Source organism: Azoarcus taiwanensis, assembly GCF_012910885.1.
Classification (GTDB): domain Bacteria; phylum Pseudomonadota; class Gammaproteobacteria; order Burkholderiales; family Rhodocyclaceae; genus Azoarcus_F; species Azoarcus_F taiwanensis.
The window spans coordinates 38,379-60,355 of sequence record NZ_WTVM01000001.1 but is presented as its reverse complement, the minus strand read 5'-3'; the positions used below and the strand labels follow the sequence as shown (position 1 = coordinate 60,355).

Genomic DNA, 21,977 nt, shown 5'->3' with positions numbered 1-21,977 from the left:
CCGACCCCGGCGCGTCGCATGACGAACGATGGCCGGCGCTATGACGCCTGTCCCGGAGCCGACCGATGAATGGCCTGGGCGGTCTGCATCTTCGGGCGCAGTGGGACGGCCGGGCTGTGAGCGCGGTCAGCGTCGAGAACAGCCGGCCGATGGCGGCCTCAGTGCTGGCTGGCCGCTCGGTGGACGAGGCCGTGTCACTGGTGCCGGTCATGTTCAGTCTTTGCGGAAGAGCTCAAGGCCTCGCAGCGCGGGCAGCGTGCGCGGCTGCCCGGGGTGACGACTTGAGCAAGCTCGACGCGCAGGAGGCGGAGCGTGCGGTCGCGGTGGAGACCGCGCAAGAGCACCTCTGGCGCCTGCTCATCGACTGGCCGGCCTTGTTCGACATGCCTGAGCGCAGAAGCCGTTTCGCATCCTTTCACAAGCGTTTGCGCGGCATCGCCGAGCGGCCTGAGTCGGCCTTCGACGTCGGCGGGGAGTTGTTGGACCTTGTCGTACTGGACTTGTTCGGCGGTTTTTTCCGATCGGCACGCGAACCGGTTACGTTGAGCGAATTCGTGGAATGTGCGCGCGCCAGCGGTGATGTCGGTGAGGTGCTCGCCGCGCTGCTCGACATGGGGGCGTCGGTGCCGGAGTCCGCGGACATGGCGTTGGTCAGGCCGCGCCCGGCTGCGGATTGGGTGGCCTGCCTGGGTGGTCTGCCGTCGCCCGCATACTGTCGGGCGCCCACGCTGGCGGGCGTGCCGTGCGAGAACGGGGTTCTTGCGCGGCAGGCGGACAGCCGAATGGTGTCCAGCCTGATCGCCCACAGGCACCGTATCGCCGCCCGTCTGTTCGCGCGCGTCGTCGACCTAGTGGACTGTGCCAGCCGCTTGCGTCGCCCGCTGGCGGATGACGTGCTGCCGCTGGTGGATGCGATGGCGATGCAGGATGGCATCGGCCTCGCGAGCGTCGAAAGCGCCCGAGGCACCTTGCTGCATGTCGTGAGTGTCGATGGTGACACCGTTGTCGACTACGCGATCGTCGCGCCGACCGAATGGAATTTCTGTCCGGGTGGCCCGTTCGAACGGGAAGCGTCGGGATGGACCGCACCTGATCGCGAAACCGCGTTACGGCGATTGCGAGCGCTGACCCTGTCGCTCGATCCCTGCGTCGAGTACTCCCTCGAGTTGGTGGATGCAGTGGATGACGGAGGTGGGTATGCATGAAATGGCGCTGGCCGAGAGTGTGCGCGGCATCGTCGAGAACGCGGTTCGCGACCGGCCCGGATGCAAGGTCAAGACCGTCGTGCTGGAAATCGGCACCCTCGCCTCGGTGGAAGTGGATGCGTTGCGATTCTGTCTCGAGGTCGTCCTGCGCGATTCGGTGGCCGATGGTGCGAACGTCGAGGTGGAGAACGTGCCGGGTCAGGGGTGGTGCATCGAGTGTGCCGGAAACGTGCCGATCTCGAGCCTGTTCGACGCCTGCCCGGACTGTGGCGGCTACCAGGTGCGTCCCACGAGCGGAACCGAGATGCGGGTCAAGGAGCTGGAAGTCGAATGAATCAAAGAATCCGGAGAGTTTTTCGGTTACACCTGCTGCCATGCGGGGCGCGGCACGCGTCGCCACGGCGACTTTCTCATTGAGGAGCGACAAGATGTGTACGGTGTGCGGTTGCGGCGGTGGCGGGGCGAAGATTGGCACTGCGGCGAGGCGTCCGAAGGCGCGACCGGTCAGCGGCAAGACGGTCGCGTGGCGGCCGGTCGGCGAGCATGAGCACGAGCATGTGCATCTGGACGGCACCCGGCACAGCCACCCGCACGAGCATCCTCACGACCACGATCATGCGCCGGATGAGCACGAGCATGTGCATCTTCACGCAGACGGCACGCGTCACGGTCATGCCCACTCACATCCGCATGATCATACCCATGGCGAAGCGCATGCCGGCGTCGAACATGTGAGCGAGGGCGCCGGGCACATGCACTTTGGCACGGGACCGGCACATGCCCACGTACCCGGCATGTCACAGTCGCAGATGCTTAAGATCGAGCAGGACATCCTCGGCAAGAATGGCGCGCTGGCTGCGATCAACCGGCGCGAGTTCGCCGCCCGTGGCATCTTCGCGCTGAATCTGGTTTCCAGCCCGGGTTCGGGCAAGACCAGCCTGCTGGTGCGCACCATTCGTGAGCTGGCCGACCGTGTCGCGGTGACCGTCATCGAAGGCGACCAGCAGACCGAGTTCGACGCCGAACGAATCCGCGAGACCGGTGTGCCCGCGCTGCAGATCAATACCGGCAAGGGTTGTCACCTCGACGCCGACATGGTCGCCCGCGGGCTGCGCAAGCTGGCGCCGGCCGACGACAGCCTGCTGCTGATCGAGAATGTTGGCAATCTCGTCTGTCCGGCGGCGTTTGACCTGGGCGAGGCGCACAAGGTCGCGATCCTGTCGGTCACCGAGGGCGAGGACAAGCCGCTCAAGTATCCCGACATGTTCGCTGCCGCCGACCTCATGTTGCTGAACAAGATCGATCTGCTTCCGTATCTGGATTTCGACACCGAGCGCGCGATCGATTACGCCCGTCGGGTGAACCCGGCGTTGGTCGTGATCCGGGTGTCCGCGCGAACCGGCGAGGGCTTCGACGAATGGCTGGCCTGGATCGACGCCGGCCTTCAGCGCGCGCGTCGGGATCGCTCCGCGCCCCAGGCTCGATGAACGCGCCGCTGCCGAATCCGACGACTGCGATTGGAGCGACGCTGTCGCTGCCGCGCCTACGGATGGCCGCGCCGGTGCTTGCGTTGGGCGCGTACTTCAAGAACACACCCTGTCTGCTGGGCGAAGGCGGGGCGGTGTTCGGGCTCGATGTCGGTGATCTCGACCGGCCGCAGGCCTGTGCCGAACTGGAGCGGGTGGCCGAAGCCTTGCTCGACCACATCGATTGCACGCCGATGGCGGTGGCGCACGACCTTCATCCGGACTTTCACTCGTCGCGGCTGGCGCAACTGATTGCACAACGGCTGGGCGTGCCGGCGCTGGCGGTGCAGCACCACCATGCCCATGTCGAAACTGTGCTGAGCGAAAACGGCTGGCTGACCGAATTCGACGGACCTGCGCTGGGACTCGCGCTCGATGGCGTCGGCCTGGGCAGCGACGGTGAGGCCTGGGGCGGCGAGTTGCTGCTCACCCACGGGGCGCGCTTCGAACGGCTCGGGCATTTGGTGCCACTGCCCCTGGCGGGCGGCGACCGTGCGGCTCGGGAGCCCTGGCGAATGGCGGCCGCCGTCCTGCACCGGCTTGGCCGCGGTGATGAGATTGCACGCCGCTTTGCAGCGCAGCCGTCTGCTGGCCGACTCGCCCAAGTGCTCGAACGCGCGCATCTGTGTCCGCTCACCAGCAGCATGGGGCGCTGGTTCGATGCCGTGGCCGGACTTCTGGGCGTGTGCGAGGTGATGCGCTTCGAGGCTGAGGCAGCCATTGCGCTGGAGCGGGCCGCACGCGAATACGGCCCGGTCACACCGGAAGCCGGTGACTGGCGTATCGACGAGCGCGGCCGGGTAGACCTGCTGCCCTTGTGCGCACACCTGGCCGATGACCGGGACCCCGGACGGGGTGCCGCGCGCTTTCATGCCGGACTGGTCGAGGCGCTCGACGTCTGGGTGGCGCGAGCTGCCGAGACGTGTGGTACGGAAACCGTCGCGCTGTCGGGCGGTTGTTTTCTGAATGCCATCGTTTCGTCCGGTCTGCGCCAGCGCTTGCGCGCGCGCGGCCTCCGGGTGTTCGAAGCGCTTCAGTTGTCGCCGGGCGATGCCGGCCTCGGCCTGGGGCAGGCGCGGGTCGCGGCGATGATGCTCGCGGCGGGCGCCGAAACAAGCATGACGGAGAGTTGAAAGATGTGTTTGGCCATTCCGGCGCGTGTCGTCGCGTTGCTCGATGATGAAAACTGCACCGTCGACCTCGGGGGCGTGAAGAAGACGGTTTCGCTGGCCCTGGTCGAGGATGTCGTGGTCGGCGACTATGTCATCGTCCATGTCGGCTACGCCTTGTCGAGACTCGACCCGGAGGAGGCGGCGCGCACACTGGCGCTGTTCGCCGAAGCCGGTATCGATCCAGGCAGTACCCCGGAGGCCGCGTGAAGTACGTCGATGAATTCCGCGACGGCGAACTCGCGGCGACCCTGGCCGTCGCGATTGCCCGTGAGGCCGATACAGGCCGGGACTATGCGTTCATGGAGTTCTGCGGCGGACATACGCACGCGATCTCGCGCTATGGCGTGACCGATCTGCTGCCGGCCAACGTTCGCATGATCCACGGGCCGGGCTGTCCGGTCTGCGTGCTCCCGGTCGGGCGGATCGACATGGCCATCGGGCTCGCGCTGGCTCGCCCGGAGGTCATCATCTGCACCTATGGCGACTGCCTGCGGGTGCCGGCGTCGGGTGGTCTGTCGATGCTCAAGGCCAAGGCCCGTGGTGCCGACATCCGCATGGTGTACTCCGCCGCGGATGCGCTGGCGCTGGCGCAGGCCAACCTGGGGCGCGAGGTGGTGTTTTTTGCGATCGGCTTCGAGACGACGACACCGCCGACCGCGCTCGTGCTGCGCGCCGCACGGGAGCAGGGGCTCGGCAACTTCAGCGTGATCTGCAATCACGTGCTGACGCCCTCGGCAATCTCGAGCATTCTCGAGTCGCCCGAGGTCCGGCGTCTGGGTACCGTGCCGCTGGATGGCTTCGTCGGGCCGGCCCATGTGTCCACCGTCATCGGCAGCCGCCCCTACGAGTTCTTCGCCGAGGAATACCGCAAACCGGTGGTCATCGCCGGTTTCGAACCACTGGACGTGATGCAGGCCATCCGCATGCTGATCCGCCAGGTCAACCAGGGTCGGGCGGAGGTCGAGAACGAGTTCAGCCGGGCGGTCAGCCGGGAGGGCAACCTCAAGGCCCAGGCGCTGGTGGCCGAGACCTTCGAGCTGCGGCGCAGTTTCGAGTGGCGCGGCTTGCGTGAGGTGCCTTATTCGGCCCTGCGCATACGACCGCCATTCGCGCGATGGGATGCCGAGACGCGTTTCGATCTGACCTACCAGCCGGTACCCGACAACAAGGCATGCGAATGCGGCGCGATTCTGCGCGGCGTCAGAAGACCGACCGACTGCAAGCTCTTCGGCACGGTATGCACACCGGAGAACCCGATGGGTTCGTGCATGGTGTCGAGCGAGGGTGCGTGTGCCGCACATTACAACTACGGCCGCTTCCGCGATGTGCCGCTGAAGGTCGAGACCATGGAGACGAGCACATGAGTGTGGTGAAACCCGGCTACGTGCGTCCGCTCGACGTCCGCCAGGGCTGCATCGACATGGGGCACGGCGCAGGCGGACGGGCGATGGCGCAACTGATCGGCGAGCTGTTTGCCCCCGCCTTCTGCAACGCCTATCTCGACCGGGGCGACGATGCTGCGGTGCTGCCGGCGCTGGCCGACGGCGAGCGGCTGGTGATGGCGACCGACGCCCATGTGATCAGTCCGCTGTTCTTCCCCGGTGGCGACATCGGCTGTCTGTCGGTGCATGGCACGATCAACGATCTCGTGGTCATGGGCGCCCGCCCGCTCTATCTTGCGGCGGCCTTCGTGCTCGAAGAGGGTTTTCCGCTCGCGGACCTGAAGCGCATCGTCGAGTCGATGGCCGCCGCATCGCGCGAGGCCGGCGTGCCGGTGGTCACCGGCGATACCAAGGTCGTCGAGCGCGGCAAGGGCGATGGGGTATTCATCACCACGACCGGTGTCGGGGCGCTGGCGGTTGGCTGCGAGCTGAGTGGTGCGAATGCGCGGCCCGGCGATGTCGTCCTTGTCTCCGGAACGGTGGGTGACCATGGCATGGCGATCATGGCGCAGCGCGAGTCACTGGCCTTCGATGCCGAGATCCGCTCCGACACTGCGGCCCTGCATGGGCTGGCAGAGGCCATGCGCGCCGCCGCCCCGGGGCTGCGGGTACTGCGCGACCCGACCCGCGGTGGTCTGGCGACGACGCTGAACGAAATCGCCGCCCAGTCCGGGGTTGGCATGGAGCTGCTCGAATCGGCAATACCGGTGCTGCCGCAGGTCGATGCCGCATGCGAGTTGCTCGGCCTGGATCCGCTCTATGTCGCCAACGAAGGCAAGCTCGTCGCGGTCTGCCCCGAATCCGAAGCCGACGGCTTGCTGGCCGCGATGCGCGCGCACCCGCTGGGTGCGAGTGCCGCGCGCATCGGCGTGATCACCGAGGACGCCAACCGCTTCGTCCAGGTGCGGACCGGATTTGGCGGGCGCCGGATGGTCGATTGGCTGTCGGGCGAACAATTGCCGAGGATCTGCTGACCATGCGTGTGCTGCTGCTCACCCACAGTTTCAACAGCCTGACCCAGCGTCTCTATGCCGAACTGGCGGAAGAGGGGCACACGGTGTCGGTGGAGCTCGACATCGCCGACTCGGTGACCGAGGAGGCGGTAGCACTGTTCAAGCCGGACGTGGTCGTCGCCTCCTTCCTGAAGCGTGCGGTGCCGGCATCGGTCTGGCAGCGCGAACTCGTCCTCATCGTGCACCCCGGCATCGTCGGCGACCGCGGTCCTTCGGCGCTGGACTGCGCGATCATGAACGACGAACCCGATTGGGGGGTCACCGTGCTGCAGGCTGAAGCGGAGATGGATGCCGGGCCGGTATGGGCCAGCGTCGGCTTTCCGATGCGCGCGGCGACCAAGGCGAGCCTGTACCGCAACGAGGTCACCGAAGCGGCCCTCGATGCGGTGCGCGAGGCGCTTTCACGGGTGCCGGACTGGCGTGCCGGGTGCTGGCAACCGACTCCACTGGCCGCTTTCGGCCAAACCCGAGGACAGGCGCGACCGCTGATGCGCCAGCACGACCGTGCCATCGACTGGCAGCGCGAGCCGACCGCCCGTGTGCTCGCGCGCATTCGCGCCGCCGACGGCTTCCCGGGAGTGGCCGATGAGCTGTTCGGTACCCGCTGTCATCTGTTCGACGCATCGCCGGCGGTGGTCGATTGTCCGCCTGGGGCGCCTGGCGAGTTGGTCGCGCGTCGTGGCGGGGCTTTGTTGCGTGCGACCTGCGACGGTGCGGTGTGGATCGGCCATGTCAAGCGGGCCGACGCACCCCATCCCTTCAAGTTGCCGGCGGCCGAGGCCTTCGCCGCCGAGGCGGCGGCCTTGCCCGAGTGGGCGACCCATCCATCTTCACTCTCACGGAGCCCGGCCGGGGGCGAGCTGCACTACCGTGAGAGCGCCGATGGCCGGGTCGGGTATCTCGCTTTCGAGTTCTACAACGGTGCGATGTCCACCACGCAGTGCGAGGCGCTGACTGCCGCACTGCACGAGGCCGCGCAGCGGCCGACGCGGGTGCTGGTGCTTGAAGGCGGTGGCGATTTCTGGTCCAACGGCATTCACCTGAATGCCATCGAAGCTGCGGACTCGCCCGCAGACGAGTCGTGGCGCAACATCAACGCGATCGACGACGCCTGTCTTGCGATTCTGACCATGACCGACAAGCTCACCGTGGCCGCGGTGCGCGGCAATGCCGGCGCCGGTGGCTGCTTTCTGGCGCTGGCGGCCGACGAGGTGTGGTTGCGTGACGGGGTGATCCTCAACCCGCACTACCGCAACATGGGCAATCTTTACGGCTCGGAATACTGGACCTATCTGCTGCCGCGGCGCGTCGGCGCCGAGGACGCTGCGGCCATCATGCACAACCGGCTGCCGCTACTTGCGCGCAAGGCGGTCGCCAGCGGCTTTGCCGATGCGGTGCTCGCGGGCGGGCGCGAGGCCTTCGCCAAGGTCTGCGCGCAGCGCGCGCAGGCGCTCGCGAACGACCCGGCGCTGGCGCAGCGGATCGCGCGCAAGGCCGCGCGGCGGGCGGCCGACGAGGCGGCCAGACCGTTGGCCGAGTATCGGGCGTCCGAACTGGCGCACATGCGGCGCAACTTCTACGGCTTCGATCCAAGCTATCACGTCGCACGCTATCACTTCGTGTTGAAGAGTCCGCACTCGTGGACGCCGCGCCATCTCGCGCGCCACCGGGACCTGGGCTGGCGGGTGCCGGACCAGGCCGGTGAGCGGTCCGAGCCGATTTCCAACACCGCCTGAACGAACGGCCGCCATGTCCTCACGCCTGCCCACCGTACTGGTCGTCGATGATGAAGTCCGATCGCAGGAGGCCTTGCGACGTACCCTGGACGAGGATTTCGAGGTATTCACCGCGTCTTCCGCGGCCGAGGCTGTTGCGGTGCTGGAGCGCGAGTGGATTCAGATCGCGCTGTGCGACCAGCGCATGCCGGGCACGTCCGGCGTGCAACTGCTGCGCGAAGTGCGCGAGCGCTGGCCGGACGTAGTGCGCATCATCATCTCCGGCTATACCGACTCGGAAGACATCATCGCAGGGATCAACGACGGCGGTATCTATCAGTATCTGATGAAGCCCTGGCAGCCTGATCAGCTGTTGCTGACGCTGCGCTCGGCGGCCGAGATGCATCGTCTGCAGAGCGAAAACCAGCGCTTGTCGCTCGAACTCAAGGTGTCCGGGCCGGTGCTGACGCAGCGTGTGTCGGGCAAGCGCGCGACTCTGCGCCGCCGCTTTGCGCCGGATGCCTTGCTGCGGGCGCCGGATTCGCCGATGAACGCGCTGTGTGATCTGGTCGCGCGCATTGCCGACTTCGACATACCGGTGCTCCTGACCGGGGAATCCGGCACCGGCAAGGAGTTGCTGGCGCGCGCCTTGCACTACGGCAGCGCGCGTGCCGAGCACGGTTTCGTCGTCGAAAACTGTGGCGCAGTGCCGGATACGCTGCTCGAGTCCGAGCTCTTCGGGGCGCGCCGCGGCGCGTACACCGGTGCCACCGAGGATCGTGAAGGTCTGTTCCGGCAGGCCGACGGCGGGACCATTCTGCTCGACGAGATCGGCGAGACCTCCGCGGCCTTCCAGGTCAAGCTGTTGCGCGTGCTGCAGGAAGGCGAGGTGCGCCCGGTGGGGGCGAGTCGGCCCGTGTCGGTGGATGCGCGGGTGGTGGCGGCGACCAATCGCGACCTCGAAGCCGAGGTGCGTGCCGGTCGGTTCCGGGAAGATCTCTACTACCGCCTTGCCGCGATCACGATTGCCGTGCCACCGCTGCGTGACCGGCCGATGGACATTCCCCTGATCGCCCGGCATCACCTCGATCTCATCGGCGAAAGCCTGGGGCGCGCGTACAGGCCGTTCGATGAGGAGATTCTTTCATGCCTCATCGCTTATCGCTGGCCGGGCAATGTCCGCGAGTTGCGCAACGAGATCATGCGCATGGCGGCGCTCGCCGACGGCGACCGGCTGTCGGTTGCGCATCTTTCGCCACGTGTGCTGCGGGCCGCAGACGACCACCAGGAGGCTGAGCTTTCCCTGCTTGCAGGGCTCGATGGCGATCTGAAGACGCGCCTCGAAGCGCTCGAGGCGCGTATCGTGAATGAAACCATGCTGCGTCACCGCTGGAACAAGACTCACGCGGCAAGCGAGCTCGGGCTGTCGCGGGTCGGCCTGCGCAACAAGCTGGTGCGATATGGGCTGGAGCGACGCAAGTGATGTTCGAAGGAGGAAGGCCATGAATCTGCTCTGGCTGCAGTCCGGTGGTTGCGGAGGCTGCACGATGTCGCTGCTGTGTCATGAGCCCGGCGACGTCGTTGGTGTGCTCCGCGACGGCGACCTTGAGTTGCTCTGGCATCCGGCCCTGTCCGAAGCGACGGGGTCCGAAGCGGTGGATATCCTGCGAGCGTGCATCGAGCGTCGTACGCCGCTTGATGTGTTGTGTGTCGAGGGTGCACTCTTGCGCGGTCCTGGTGGAAGCGGCCGGTTTCACATGCTGGCCGGTACCGGGCGGCCGATGATCGACTGGGTCGTCGAGCTTGCCGCAGTGGCACGATACGTCGTGGCGGTGGGCAGTTGTGCGGCCTTCGGCGGCGTCTGCGGTGCCGGGCCGAATCCGACCGAGGCCTGTGGGCTGCAGTTCGAGGACGAGCATCCGGGCGGTTTGCTCGGGCCGCAATTTCGCGCGACCAGTGGCATGCAGGTCATCAATGTGGCCGGTTGTCCGACGCACCCCGGCTGGGTTGTCGAGACCCTGCTGGCATTGGCGATGGGCGAGTTCGGCCCGGATGATCTCGATGCGTTCGGGCGGCCGCGCTTCTATGCCGAACAACTCGTGCATCATGGCTGCAATCGCAACGAATACTATGAGTTCAAGGCCGCGGCGCGCCACATCTCCGAACTGGGCTGTCTGATGGAAAACCTCGGCTGCAAGGGCACGCAGGCGCATGCCGACTGCAATGTCCGGCCGTGGAACGGCACCGGCTCATGCACCACGGGTGGTTACAGCTGCATCGGCTGCACCGAACCCGGCTTCGAAGAACCCGGGCACCCGTTTGCGCAGACGCCCAAGGTGGCCGGTATTCCCATCGGGCTGCCCTCCGACATGCCCAAGGCCTGGTTCGTGGCGCTTGCGGCGCTGTCCAAATCGGCGACCCCGCAGCGCGTACGTGCCAATGCCACCTCCGATCACGCGCTGGTGCCGCCGGCGATCCGGCAGACGCGATTCAAGGGGTCCCGGTGAGCGACGCACGCCGCATTCTCGTCGGGCCGTTCAACCGGGTCGAGGGTGACCTCGAGGTGGATCTTGATGTGGTCGCCGGCCGGGTTGAAGCTGCTCGCGTCAGCTCGCCGCTGTATCGTGGATTCGAGCAGATCATGGAGGGCAAGCACCCGCACGATGCGATGGTGCTGGTGCCACGCATCTGTGGCATCTGTTCGGTGTCGCAGTCGGCGGCGGTGGCTGCGGCCTTGCGTGACGCGACCGGGCTGATCGCCCCGCCGAATGGTGAACGGGTTGCGAATCTCGTGCTTGCAGCGGAGAACCTTGCCGACCACCTGACGCATTTCTACCTTTTCTTCATGCCGGATTTCGCCAGGGATGCGTATCGCAGGCGGTCGTGGTTCGATGATGCCCGCCAACGTTTCAAGGCGGTGGAAGGCAGCGCGCCGGCAGCGGTCTTGCCCGCACGGGCTGCGTTTTTGCATCTGACCGGGATGCTGTCGGGCAAATGGCCGCATACGCTGGCCTTGCAGCCCGGAGGGGCGTCGCGTGCGGTGGCCGCCAACGAGAAGGTACGCCTGCTTACCCTGTTGCGCGCATTTCGCAGCTGGCTGGAACAAACGCTGTTCGGCGCGCCACTCGAGGAAATCTCGGCGATTGCTTCGAGCGATGCCTTGCACGCGTGGGCGCAACAGCGCGCTGCGGATGCGTCCGACTTTGCCCGCTTTCTGGCGATTGCCAGGGAACTGGGCTTGCAGCGGCTGGGACGAGGGAGCGAGCTGTATCTGGCGTTCGGAGCCTATGAGATTGAAGGCCGGCACCTGTTCGCGCGGGGCGTACGAGGTGTCGGCGAGGCCGGACGCGCCTTCGACCCGGCTGAGATCACCGAGGATGTCAGCCATGCCTGGCTGATGGACGATGAAGCGCGGCATCCTCTTCATGGCCGGACGCTGCCGCTCCTCGACAAACCCGACGCCTACACCTGGTGCAAGGCCCCGCGTCTGGCGGGGGAGGTCGCGGAGTGCGGCGCCTTGGCACGGCAGTTCGTCGCCGGACATCCGCTGATCGTTGATGTCGTCACCCGCGACGGCGGAAGCGTTTTCGCGCGGGTGCTTGCGCGCCTTCTGGAACTCGCACTGGTCGTGCCGGCAATGGAGCGCTGGGTGCGAGAGATACGGCCCGGCGAGCATTTCTGCGTGCACGGCGAGCTGCCGGACGAAGCCAGTGGAGTCGGCCTCGTCGAGGCGGCGCGCGGCGCCCTGGGCCACTGGCTGGTGATCCGGCGGGGCAGAGTAGGCAGTTATCAGATCGTCGCACCGACGACCTGGAATTTCTCGCCGCGCGACCGTGCGGGCGTGCCCGGCGCGCTCGAGCAGGCGTTGGTGGGGGCGCCGGTGGGTGACAATGAGACAGTACCGCTGGCGGTGCAGCACATCGTGCGGTCCTTCGATCCGTGCATGGTGTGCACTGTCCATTAGGGTTTCTTTGGAGCGTGACATGAGCGACAACCCTCCAAGCGATAGACCTGGCGCGAGGCGGCGCGTCAGCCCGGGCAGCGAGCTGGTCGGCGTCGGGGAAGAGGTGTGGATGGACGTCATCCAGAAGATGGATGAGGTGTATTCCGACTTGCTGCAGTACGAGGTGGCGCTCGAAGAAAAGAACGCACGCCTGGAGGAGTCGCAGCAGTTCATCCTCTCGGTGCTGACCTCGATGTCGGACATTCTCGTCGTCTGCGACCGCCTGGGCGTGATCGAAGACGTCAACAGTTCGCTCGAAGACTTCTGCGGCCGCTCGGCCGAGCAACTGCGGGGAACGAGCATCACCGAGCTGTTTGCCGACGAAACCTCTCGCCGGCAGGCGCAATCTCTGCTGGCGATGGCCGGGGACAAGGGCATGTACGATTGCGAGCTTCCGCTGCGTGCCTATGACGGCACGCCGGTGCCAGTGTCGCTCAACTGCACGCCGCGATATAGCGCGGTCGGAAAGTCCCTCGGCATGGTGGTGACCGGCCGCCCGGTGGGTGAGTTGCGCCGTGCCTACCAGGCGCTTCACCGTGCGCACGAGGATCTCAAACGCACCCAGCAGCAGTTGCTGCACTCCGAAAAGATGGCGTCTCTTGGCCGGCTGGTGGCCGGGGTGGCGCACGAACTCAACAATCCGATCAGCTTCATTCTCGGCAACACGCATGCCCTGCGCCGCTACGCAGAACGCATGCACGAGTATCTCGACGCGGTGCATGCAGGCATGTCTCCGGAGGGACTGGCGGCGCTGCGTGAGGACTTGCGGATCGACCGCATCCTGTCGGACCTGTCTCCGCTCATCGAAGGCACGATCGAGGGTGCAGAACGCACCCGCGACATCGTCGACGGCCTGAAGCGCTTCTCGGCGATAGACCGCGACGAGAACAAGTCCCTGGATCTGGTCGAGGTCGTCGAACGGGCTGTGCGCTGGGTCACCAAGGCCGCTCGAGAGCAGTTTCGCGTGAGTCTGTCCCTGCCGGTATCCCTGCCGGTATCCGGCTCCGCCGGGCAGCTGCAACAGGTGGTCATGAATCTGGTGCAGAACGCCTGCGATGCGACCGCCGATATCGAAGCGCCAAGCCTCGAGATCGTGGCCGAAATCCTCGGTGACGAGGTGCAGCTGCGTTTCTTCGATAATGGACCGGGCATCGGTCCCGCGCATCTGCCGCACGTGTTTGACCCCTTTTTCACGACCAAACCGGTGGGCAAGGGTACGGGGCTCGGGCTGGCGATCAGCTACGGCATCGTCGAGCGTCACCGTGGAAGCTTGCGCGCGGAGAACCGACCGGAGGGTGGCGCGGTGTTCACCCTGAGCCTGCCGCGCGACCGGGCGGCACGCTGACGCGGGCTCGGTACTGGAAGCCCGCTTACCGGTGACGGGTTTGCAGTGCGAAGCCGCTTTGCTCCAGAAGTGACAGTCAGGCGGCCTTTTTTCCAAAAACACGCGGAATAATAGTGACTTAGGGAGCAGGCACGTTTCTTGTTAGTGGAGTGCATACATCCGATCGAATCGACGATCCACGGGGGAGATGATGCACAAGGAACTCAAGGAACTTGCCGAAGCCTGGTACGCGCGGCCCATCGAAGACCGACTTGGCATGACGCGGCGCGGCTTCATGCAATTCTGCGCGACGCTGGCAACCACGCTGGGACTGAGTCGGGGCGCGGAAGCCCAGATACAGAAGGCGATCGAACAAGCACGGCGACCGTCGGTGATCTGGCTGCATTTTCAGGAATGCACCGGTTGCACCGAATCCATGTTGCGTGCCGAGCATCCGACGTTGGAGAAGTTGATTCTCGACGTCATATCGCTCGACTACCACGAAACCCTGTTCGCGGCGGCCGGCCACCAGTTCGAGGCCGCCCGAATTCAGGCGATGACCGAGAACAAGGGCAAGTATCTGCTCGTGATCGAAGGCGCGATCCCGACCCGTGAAAACGGCATCTATTGCAAGATAGGCGGGCACACTGCGATCGACCTGGCCCGAGAATGTGCGGCGGACGCCGCAGCGGTGATCGCGATCGGTTCCTGTGCCGCCTGGGGTGGCATGCCTTCGACGTCGCCGAATCCCACGGGTGCCACCGGTGTCGACAGCATCCTCGACAGACCGGTCGTGAATATCCCCGGGTGCCCGCCCAATCCCTACAACTTCCTGGCGACGGTGGTGCATTTCCTGACATTCGGCACTTTGCCGGAAGTCGATCATGAGGGGCGACCGCTTTTCGCCTACTCGCGCCTGATTCACGACCATTGCGAACGTCGCGCGCATTTCGATGCCGGTCGCTTTGCGATGGAGTTCGGTGACGAGGGGCACCGCAAGGGCTATTGCCTTTACAAGCTGGGTTGCAAGGGCCCGGAAACCTATGCCAACTGTCCGACGGTGTTGTTCGGCGACGTCGGCGCCGGCACCTGGCCGGTCGGCTGCGGCCACCCCTGTATCGGCTGTACCGAGCAGGGTGTCGGGTTCGAAAAGCCGATCCACACGCTGGCGCAACTCAAGAGCGTTCATCCGCCGATCAGCTTCCCCCGCATCCACGAGCAGCAGGGCAGCGGGGCGAAGACCGGCGAGGCCGCAGTCATCGCCGCCGTGGCCGGTGCGGCGGCAGGCGCTGGCGCCATGCTGGCCCGCAACCTCGGCAAGGCTCGTCCGGCCGACGCACCGGCCGAGCGCACCGACAAGGACGGAGGCTCGGCATGACATCCCGGCGCGATTTCCTGAGAGGAACTCTGGCTGGAACCGGTGCGGTCGCGGCGGCGGCAGTTGCCCCGCGCGCTGAAGCCCGGCCGATGCCGGAGCGCTCGCCCGACGCGGTGGGTCTGCTGTTCGATGGCACCCTGTGCATCGGGTGCAAGGCCTGCGTATCGGCGTGCAAGGAGGTCAACGACCTGCCGCTCGACTACAACTCGCCGGTCGATGCCCTGTGGGACACGCCGCTGGACACTACGGCGCGAACTTTCAACGTGATCAAGGTGTACAAGGACGGCGATCTGTCCCAGAAGGATTCGGTCGAGAACGGCTATGCCTTCACCAAGGCCTCCTGCTATCACTGCGTTGATCCGTCCTGTGTGTCGGCGTGTCCGGTGTCGGCGATGACCAAGGACAAGGTCACCGGCATCGTCGAGTACGACGCCAACATTTGCATCGGGTGCCGCTATTGCGTCGCCGCCTGCCCGTTCGGGATCCCCAAGTACGACTACGATTCACCGACCGGCGCGATCGGCAAGTGCGAACTCTGCCGTCATCGCACGGAGGACGGCCAGTACGCGGCCTGCGCCGAGGTTTGTCCGACCGGGGCAACGCTGTTCGGAAAGGTCGGCGACCTGCTCGAAGAGGCTCGGCGTCGGGTTGCGCTCGAGCCCGGCGGCACGACGGTCTATCCCCGTGGCGACATCACCAACGGGCCGGACCAAAGTTGGGAAGGGCCGGTCGCGAACTATCAGCAGCACATCTACGGCGAGCACGAGGGCGGTGGCACCCAGGTCTTGCATATCGGCGCGATTCCGCACCAGAAGCTCGGCTTGCCGGCCCTGCCGGAATACTCCTACGCGTCGCGCTCGGAGGGCTTGCAGCACGGCCTGTACAGCGGACTGGTGTTGCCGCTCGCGCTGTTTGGTGCGATGACCTGGGCAGCCCGGCGCAACAGCCGTCATGACGATGAAGAAGGAGGTGAGAAATGAGTTCGCACGGTCATGTCGAGCATGCGCCGGTAGGCGGGCGGTTGTTCACGCCGGTCACCTTCTTTCTGGCGATGCTGGTGATTCTCGCGCTGGCGGTGCTTGGGGTACGTTTCATTCACGGCCTGGGCGCGGTCACCAACCTCAACGACGGCTATCCCTGGGGCATCTGGGTGGTGGCTGACGTGGTGATCGGTTCGGCCTTTGCCTGCGGTGGTTTCGCGGTGGCGGCGCTGGTCTACATCTTCAACCGCGGTGAATACCATCCACTCATCCGTCCCGCGTTGCTCGCGAGTCTGCTCGGCTACACGCTGGCCGGCGTGGGTGTGCTTTTCGACCTGGGGCGTTACTGGAACTTCTACCACATCTTTCTGCCGGGCTATGCACACGTCAACTCGGTGATGTTCGAGGTCGCGTTGTGCGTGTCGCTCTACATCATGGTGCTGTGGATCGAGTTTTCCCCCGCGATCCTCGAGAAGTTCGGGCTGAAGCATGCCCGCAAGAAGCTGGTCGGGACGATGTACATCTTCATCGGCCTCGGCATGGTGCTGCCGATGATGCACCAGTCCTCGCTCGGGTCGCTGTTGATCGTGTTTGGCCACCAGGTCCATCCCCTGTGGCAGACCATGTGGTTGCCGCTGATCTTCCTGCTGACTGCCATGTTGATGGGCTACGCGATCATCCTGTTCGAAAGCTGTGTAGCGGCCGCCGGCTATCGACGCTCGGTCGAGGTGCATCTGCTCAATCCGATGGCCCGCCTGATGCTGTGGCTGCTCGCCGGCTTTCTGGCCTTCCGTTTCGCGGATCTGATCGCTCGCGGCGCGCTTGGCTACGCTTTCGAGGGCAGCCTGCAGGCGATCTTCTTCTGGCTGGAGATTGCTTGCTTTGCGCTGACCTTCTACCTGCTGCGCTCGAGCGAGGCGCGTCGAAATCCTGCCAATCTGTTCCTGGGCGGCGTCGCACTGCTGATGGGCGGCATCCTGCTGCGCATCAATGCCTATCTGATCGGCTACGACCCGGGCGCGCACTGGAGCTACTTCCCGTCGGTGGGTGAGCTCGTGGTCACCATCGGCATCTTCGCGCTGAAGATCCTGGCCTACATCATCATCACACGGCGTTTCCCGGTGCTGCCGCGCGAACACGCGCCAGCCACCCACTGAGGAGAATGAACAATGACGCAACGAATCACGATTGACCCGGTCACGCGCATCGAAGGACACCTGCGAGTCGACGTGGAGGTGGACGATGGGCAGGTGAGCAAGGCCTGGTCGTCGGGCCAGATGTATCGCGGTGTGGAGAACATCCTGATCGGGCGTGACCCGCGCGACGCATGGGCGATCACCCAGCGTATCTGCGGCGTCTGCACCACGGTTCACGCGATCTGTTCGGTGCGCGCGGTGGAGAATGCGCTGGATCTCGAGATCCCCCTCAACGCCCAGTACATTCGCAACCTGATCATTCTCGCGCATGCGGTACACGACCATATCGTGCACTTCTACCACCTGTCGGCGCTCGATTGGGTCGATGTCGTCAATGCACTCAAGGCCGACCCCGACAAGGCGTCGGCGCTGGCCGAAAGCCTCTCGACGTGGTCTGGCAACTCCAGGCACGAGTTCCGCAAGGTGAAGGATCGCATCTCCGGTTTCGTCGCCACCGGTCAGCTCGGCATCTTCACCAACGGCTACTGGGGACACCCGGCGATGAAGCTGCCGCCGGAGGTGAACCTGATCGCAGTGGCGCATTATCTGCAGGCCCTGGAGGTTCAGCGTCACGCGAACAAGATCGTTTCCATTCTCGGTTCGAAAACGCCGCACATCCAGAACGTCGCGGTGGGCGGAGTGGCCAACCCGATCGCCACCGATTCACAGGCGGTGCTGACCATGGAGCGGCTGATGGCGGTGCGCGAGTGGATCGGCAAGCTCGAGGACTTCGTGAAGAACGTGTACCTCGTCGACGTCGGCGTGATCGGTGCCTTCTACCCGGAGTGGACCACCTACGGCCGCGGCATCGTCGACTATCTTGCATCGCCGGACATCCCGCTCGACACCAAGGGCACCCGGTTCGCCCTGCCCGGGGGCTATGTCGCCAATGGCGACCTGGGCCAATACACGCCGATCGGCAGCTTCGCCGACGCCGGGTTTCGCGACGGCGTCAGCGAGGCGATCAAGCACTCCTGGTATACGTACAAAGGTGGTGAGAACGCCTCATTGCACCCCTACGAGGGAGAGACCACGCCGCACTACACCGACTTTCAGGACGACGGCAAATACTCCTGGATGAAGTCTCCGACGTATTACGACAAACCGATGCAGGTGGGGCCTCTGGCCCGGGTGATGACGATGCTGGCGGCCGGCCACGAGCCGACGACGCGTTATGCAACCGAGACGTTGAACCGGGTGTCGTCCATAGCGGGTATCGAGGTCGGGCTGGACGCGATGCATTCGACGATCGGCCGTCATGCCGCTCGCGCGATCTCGTGCGCGGTCCAGGTGGACGAACTGGCGAAACAGTGGGACCTGTTGATTGCCAATATGGCCAGCGGCGACAAGTCGACCTTCAACGCGCCGACTTTCCCGCGCGGCGAGCAGCGCGGCTTCGGCTTTCATGAAGCACCGCGGGGCATACTGTCGCACTGGGTCGTCATCGACAACGGCAAGATCAAGAACTACCAGTGCGTGGTGCCGACTACCTGGAATGCCGCCCCGCGCGACAATAAGGAGCGGCCGGGTGCCTACGAGGCGTCGCTGGTCGGCAACCCGGTTGCCGATCCGGATCAACCGCTCGAGGTGTTGCGGACGGTGCATTCATTCGACCCCTGCCTGGCGTGTGCGGTGCATGTACTCGACACCGAGCACAATCAGGTCGTGCAAGTGAAGGCGGCTTGACGATGACCAGTCTCGACGCCGCAACCGACCCGCAGCGGGCAGTCCTGCTCGGGGTGGGGAACATTCTGCTAACCGATGAAGGCGTCGGGGTCGAGGCGGTGACGCGGTTTGCCGCGACGCATGATCTCCCGTCGGGGTTGTCGGTGCTCGATGGCGGCACCAGCGCTATGGAGATGCTCGACGACCTGGAGGACCTTGACCTGCTGGTCGTGGTCGACTGCGTCCGGGTCGGCAAACCCCCGGCCAGCGTCGTCGTGTTGCAGGACGACGAGGTGCCGGCTTTCTTTCGCACGCGTCTGTCTCCTCATCAGGTCGGACTGTCCGACGTCTTCGCGACCATGCTGCTGACCGGCCGTGCGCCGAGGAGGATCGTCATCGTCGGCGTCCAGCCGGTCGAGGTCTCGACCGCGATGGGCTTGACTGCCGAGATCGAGGCGGTGATGCCGCAGGTAATCGACGCGGTGCGTCGGGCGCTGGCCGAAGGCGGTTACCCCACGCAACCTCGCAAGGTCGTCGCCGGAGCTCACTGAGATGTGCCTGTCCGTCCCGATGCAGGTCGTGGAGAACCTCGCGGACGGCGATCTGGCCATCGTCGAGCGTGCCGGGCGTCGACAGCAGGTCAACATGCTGCTGGTCGGTCCGCAGGGGTTGGGCACCTGGGTGCTGGTTGCGCTCGGATTCGCCAAGGAAGTGGTCGAACCGGGGGAACTCGCGTTGATCGAGGATGCGCTCGCTGCGTTGGCGGCTTCGCTCGACGGTGATTATGACCCCGCGACCCATTTCAGGGATCTCGCATGAGCGAGACTCAGGGCTTTCTGCGCAACGTCCGAGTGCCTGCGCTGCGTGCGCCTGCGGCGCTACCGGCGACGATTCGTGTTGATGACCCCTCACCGGTGCTCGCGGCTCACTACGCTGCGATCGCCACGACACGCATGGCGGGCTTGCCGTTTCTGAATCCGGCGCTTGAGGTCGAGGTTGCGCAATGCCGGCGGTTGGCAGGAGACTGGCTGGCGGTGGTGATCACGCCCTGGAGCATTCTTCTTACGCTGGTGTTCGGCGGGGGCGCGCTATGGCGTGACGCAGGACAGGGCGAGCGAGTTCGCTGCGAACTGCCGGTAGGTGAGATGGCGTTCATCGCCGATGTAGGCGAGAACGGCTTGGGGCCGTTCCTGTATTGTCCGCTGATCGCGCCTGCGCAAGGTATCGAGTCTCAGGCCTGTGCGAGAGCGATCGCGGCCGAGGCGATTGACGCCTGCTTGCAGGCAGCGCCGGTACTCATGCCACAAGCGGATCGGTCGGACAGCGAGCCGCAAGGCCTGACACGGCGAACGTTCCTGCTCGGCAGGCGGGTCTGATCTGAACCAGGTGCAAGGGCGTCCGGCCGCCCTCTGAGCATCAGAGGGCAAAAAAAAGCAGCCCGAAGGCTGCTTTCGCGATTTCTCGTTTGAACAGAATCACCAGAGCTTCTCGAGCGCCTTGAGAATATGGCTTCGGTTGAGCTGGCCGATCAGTTTGCTTTCGCTCACGACCGGATAGCTGCGAAAGGGTTTGGCCAGGAACAGTTCAGCTGCATCTGTCAGGGTGGCGTCGCCCTCGAGGGTCAGCACGTCCTTGGTCATGAATTCACGGACCTGACCACCGCGCTGTTCGTGGTAGGAAGAGTTCAACGCCACCTTGATGCAGTCCTTCTCGGACAGGAAGCCCACGACTTTTCCCAGGTGGTCGACGACCGGGGCGCCGGTCATCTCGTGCTTGAGCAGGTTGTGAATGGCGTCCAGCACGTCCATCTCGGGATGAAAGCTGAGCGGATCTCCGGACATGTAGTCCTTGACGAGCAGTGATCGGAGCATGGTCTCTCCTTTTCAGTTGTTCTGTTCTTGTGCCTGCAGACGGGCGAGTCGCTTGGGGCAAGGCTTGTCGCACCCGGCCTGACACTCGATACCCATCTTGTTCATGCCACCGCAACTGCCTGCAATCGGTTTGCGACCCGCGATAACGCCAATCGCCATGCCGACGATGGCCAGAGCCATGACAAAGAAAGTAACCAGAAACATCGACATAAAGCCTCCTGCAGTGTTTGGCCGGGGCGCCTCGGCACCCCGGCGCGAGGCGTCATCCGCCGAAGTCGTCCAGCATGATGTTTTCGCGTTCGACGCCCAGGTCGAGCAGCATCTGGATCACGGCCGCGTTCATCATCGGTGGTCCGCACATGTAGAACTCGCAATCCTCCGGCGCCGGGTGGTTCTTGAGGTAGTGCTCGTAGAGCACGTTGTGGATGAAGCCGGTATAGCCTTCCCAGTTATCTTCGGGCAGCGGGTCTGATAGTGCGACATGCCATTCGAAGTTTTCGTTCTCGCGCGCGAGCATATCGAAATCCTCGACGTAGAACATTTCGCGCTTGGAACGGGCGCCGTACCAGAAGGAGACCTTGCGCTTGGTCTTGATCCGGCGGAGCTGGTCGAAGATGTGCGAGCGCATCGGCGCCATGCCGGCGCCGCCGCCAATGAAGACCATCTCGGCGTCGGTGTCGCGAGCGAAGAACTCGCCGAACGGCCCGGAGATCGTGACCTTGTCGCCTGCCTTGAGATTGAAGATGAAGGACGACATCTTGCCCGGCGGGACACCCTCGGCGCGCGGCGGCGGCGTGGCGATCCGAACGTTGAGCATGATGATGCCCTCTTCTTCGGGGTAGTTCGCCATCGAGTAGGCGCGCACCACGTCCTCGTCGACCTTGGAGACGTACTGCCAGACGTTGAAGCGGTCCCAGTCTTCGTGGAAGCGTTCGTGGATGTCGAAGTCCTTGAAGTTCACGGTGTGAGGGGGCGCTTCGATCTGGATGTAGCCACCAGCGCGGAAGTCGACATGCTCACCGGCCGGCAGCTCGAGGACGAGCTCCTTGATGAAGGTCGCGACGTTGTCGTTGGAGCGCACGGTGCACTCCCACTTCTTGACGCCGAAGACTTCCTCGGGAACCTCGATCTTCATGTCCTGCTTGACCGCGACCTGACACGACAGGCGCTCGCCCTCGCGGGCCTGACGCTTGTTGATGTGACCGGTCTCGGTCGGCAGGATCGCGCCGCCGCCTTCGAAGACCTTGACCTTGCACTGTGCGCAGGTGCCGCCGCCGCCGCAGGCCGAGCCGACGAAGATGCCGGCGTCGGCCAGTGCGCCGAGCAGCTTGCCGCCGGTGGGCACTTCGATGGTCTTCTCGTTGTTGATGTTGATCTTGACGTTGCCCTGGGCGACCAGCTTCGAGCGCGCGCTGAGAATGATGAATACCAGCGCCAGCACGATGGCGGCGAAAAAGATGACACCTAGAATGATTTCTGCCATTTGG

At 65.0% G+C, this 21,977-nt stretch carries 22 protein-coding genes; 19 read left to right on the top strand and 3 right to left on the bottom strand.

Annotated elements, in window-relative coordinates; all coding sequences use genetic code 11:
• The first annotated feature begins 65 nt into the window (after positions 1-65).
• The 19 genes from GPA21_RS00275 to hybE all read left to right on the top strand — a co-directional run bounded on the left by GPA21_RS00275 (position 66) and on the right by hybE (position 19,995).
• Positions 66-1,205, top strand: coding sequence for a nickel-dependent hydrogenase large subunit (locus GPA21_RS00275; protein WP_168986203.1), 1,140 nt, complete (start codon positions 66-68; stop codon positions 1,203-1,205).
• The gene (locus GPA21_RS00270; protein WP_168986202.1) at positions 1,198-1,539 is read left to right on the top strand and encodes a hydrogenase maturation nickel metallochaperone HypA/HybF; all 342 of its coding nucleotides are present in this window, start codon (positions 1,198-1,200) and stop codon (positions 1,537-1,539) included. Before GPA21_RS00275 ends, GPA21_RS00270 begins: the two co-directional genes overlap by 8 nt.
• 94 nt (positions 1,540-1,633) lie before the next feature.
• Positions 1,634-2,692: a hydrogenase nickel incorporation protein HypB gene (gene hypB, locus GPA21_RS00265; RefSeq protein ID WP_168986201.1), complete on the top strand. Its 1,059-nt coding sequence runs from the start codon at positions 1,634-1,636 to the stop codon at positions 2,690-2,692.
• The gene (locus GPA21_RS00260) at positions 2,689-3,864 is read left to right on the top strand and encodes a carbamoyltransferase HypF (RefSeq protein WP_168986200.1); all 1,176 of its coding nucleotides are present in this window, start codon (positions 2,689-2,691) and stop codon (positions 3,862-3,864) included. Before hypB ends, GPA21_RS00260 begins: the two co-directional genes overlap by 4 nt.
• Positions 3,865-3,867: 3 nt before the next feature.
• On the top strand, positions 3,868-4,110 hold the full coding sequence (locus GPA21_RS00255; protein ID WP_168986199.1) for a HypC/HybG/HupF family hydrogenase formation chaperone: 243 nt from the start codon (positions 3,868-3,870) through the stop codon (positions 4,108-4,110).
• Complete coding sequence (hypD, locus tag GPA21_RS00250) at positions 4,107-5,267, top strand: hydrogenase formation protein HypD (RefSeq protein ID WP_168986198.1); 1,161 nt, start codon at positions 4,107-4,109, stop codon at positions 5,265-5,267. The genes GPA21_RS00255 and hypD overlap by 4 nt, the downstream gene beginning before the upstream one ends.
• Positions 5,264-6,319: a hydrogenase expression/formation protein HypE gene (hypE, locus tag GPA21_RS00245; protein WP_168986197.1), complete on the top strand. Its 1,056-nt coding sequence runs from the start codon at positions 5,264-5,266 to the stop codon at positions 6,317-6,319. The genes hypD and hypE overlap by 4 nt, the downstream gene beginning before the upstream one ends.
• On the top strand, positions 6,283-8,094 hold the full coding sequence (locus GPA21_RS00240; protein WP_246261640.1) for a hydrogenase maturation protein: 1,812 nt from the start codon (positions 6,283-6,285) through the stop codon (positions 8,092-8,094). Before hypE ends, GPA21_RS00240 begins: the two co-directional genes overlap by 37 nt.
• Before the next feature lie 13 nt (positions 8,095-8,107).
• Positions 8,108-9,556 carry a sigma-54-dependent transcriptional regulator gene (locus GPA21_RS00235; RefSeq protein WP_168986196.1) on the top strand — a complete coding sequence of 483 codons (1,449 nt, stop codon included), beginning with the start codon at positions 8,108-8,110 and terminating at the stop codon, positions 9,554-9,556.
• A 19-nt stretch (positions 9,557-9,575) separates the two neighbouring features.
• Entirely contained in the window at positions 9,576-10,580 is a 1,005-nt protein-coding gene (locus GPA21_RS00230) for an NADH-quinone oxidoreductase subunit B family protein (RefSeq protein ID WP_168986195.1), read from the top strand.
• Positions 10,577-12,037: a nickel-dependent hydrogenase large subunit gene (locus tag GPA21_RS00225; RefSeq protein ID WP_168986194.1), complete on the top strand. Its 1,461-nt coding sequence runs from the start codon at positions 10,577-10,579 to the stop codon at positions 12,035-12,037. Before GPA21_RS00230 ends, GPA21_RS00225 begins: the two co-directional genes overlap by 4 nt.
• Positions 12,038-12,056: 19 nt before the next feature.
• Positions 12,057-13,421 (top strand): PAS domain-containing sensor histidine kinase, encoded by a 1,365-nt coding sequence (locus tag GPA21_RS00220; RefSeq protein WP_168986193.1) that lies wholly within the window; start codon positions 12,057-12,059, stop codon positions 13,419-13,421.
• Positions 13,422-13,608: 187 nt separating this feature from the next.
• Positions 13,609-14,778: a hydrogenase small subunit gene (locus GPA21_RS00215; RefSeq protein WP_246261638.1), complete on the top strand. Its 1,170-nt coding sequence runs from the start codon at positions 13,609-13,611 to the stop codon at positions 14,776-14,778.
• Entirely contained in the window at positions 14,775-15,758 is a 984-nt protein-coding gene (gene hybA, locus GPA21_RS00210; RefSeq protein WP_168986192.1) for a hydrogenase 2 operon protein HybA, read from the top strand. The genes GPA21_RS00215 and hybA overlap by 4 nt, the downstream gene beginning before the upstream one ends.
• The gene (gene hybB, locus GPA21_RS00205; protein WP_168986191.1) at positions 15,755-16,915 is read left to right on the top strand and encodes a Ni/Fe-hydrogenase cytochrome b subunit; all 1,161 of its coding nucleotides are present in this window, start codon (positions 15,755-15,757) and stop codon (positions 16,913-16,915) included. The genes hybA and hybB overlap by 4 nt, the downstream gene beginning before the upstream one ends.
• A 12-nt stretch (positions 16,916-16,927) precedes the next feature.
• Positions 16,928-18,640: a nickel-dependent hydrogenase large subunit gene (locus GPA21_RS00200; RefSeq protein WP_168986190.1), complete on the top strand. Its 1,713-nt coding sequence runs from the start codon at positions 16,928-16,930 to the stop codon at positions 18,638-18,640.
• Between the two features lie 2 nt (positions 18,641-18,642).
• A complete protein-coding gene (locus tag GPA21_RS00195; RefSeq protein ID WP_168986189.1) occupies positions 18,643-19,170 on the top strand; it encodes a HyaD/HybD family hydrogenase maturation endopeptidase in 528 nt (175 codons plus the stop codon).
• A 1-nt stretch (position 19,171) separates the two neighbouring features.
• Positions 19,172-19,438 (top strand): HypC/HybG/HupF family hydrogenase formation chaperone, encoded by a 267-nt coding sequence (locus GPA21_RS00190; protein ID WP_168986188.1) that lies wholly within the window; start codon positions 19,172-19,174, stop codon positions 19,436-19,438.
• Positions 19,435-19,995, top strand: a complete 561-nt coding sequence (gene hybE / locus GPA21_RS00185) for a [NiFe]-hydrogenase assembly chaperone HybE (RefSeq protein ID WP_168986187.1) — start codon at positions 19,435-19,437, stop codon at positions 19,993-19,995. Before GPA21_RS00190 ends, hybE begins: the two co-directional genes overlap by 4 nt.
• Before the next feature lie 99 nt (positions 19,996-20,094).
• Here the strand turns inward: hybE and GPA21_RS00180 are convergent, their stop codons facing one another.
• The 3 genes from GPA21_RS00180 to nqrF are packed head-to-tail and all read right to left on the bottom strand — an operon-like array spanning position 20,095 to position 21,973.
• Positions 20,095-20,490: a CBS domain-containing protein gene (locus GPA21_RS00180; protein WP_168986186.1), complete on the bottom strand. Its 396-nt coding sequence runs from the start codon at positions 20,488-20,490 to the stop codon at positions 20,095-20,097.
• A 12-nt stretch (positions 20,491-20,502) separates the two neighbouring features.
• The gene (gene nqrM / locus GPA21_RS00175) at positions 20,503-20,694 is read right to left on the bottom strand and encodes a (Na+)-NQR maturation NqrM (protein WP_246261636.1); all 192 of its coding nucleotides are present in this window, start codon (positions 20,692-20,694) and stop codon (positions 20,503-20,505) included.
• A gap of 58 nt (positions 20,695-20,752) precedes the next feature.
• Complete coding sequence (nqrF, locus tag GPA21_RS00170) at positions 20,753-21,973, bottom strand: NADH:ubiquinone reductase (Na(+)-transporting) subunit F (protein WP_168986184.1); 1,221 nt, start codon at positions 21,971-21,973, stop codon at positions 20,753-20,755.
• Between the last annotated feature and the right edge of the window lie 4 nt (positions 21,974-21,977).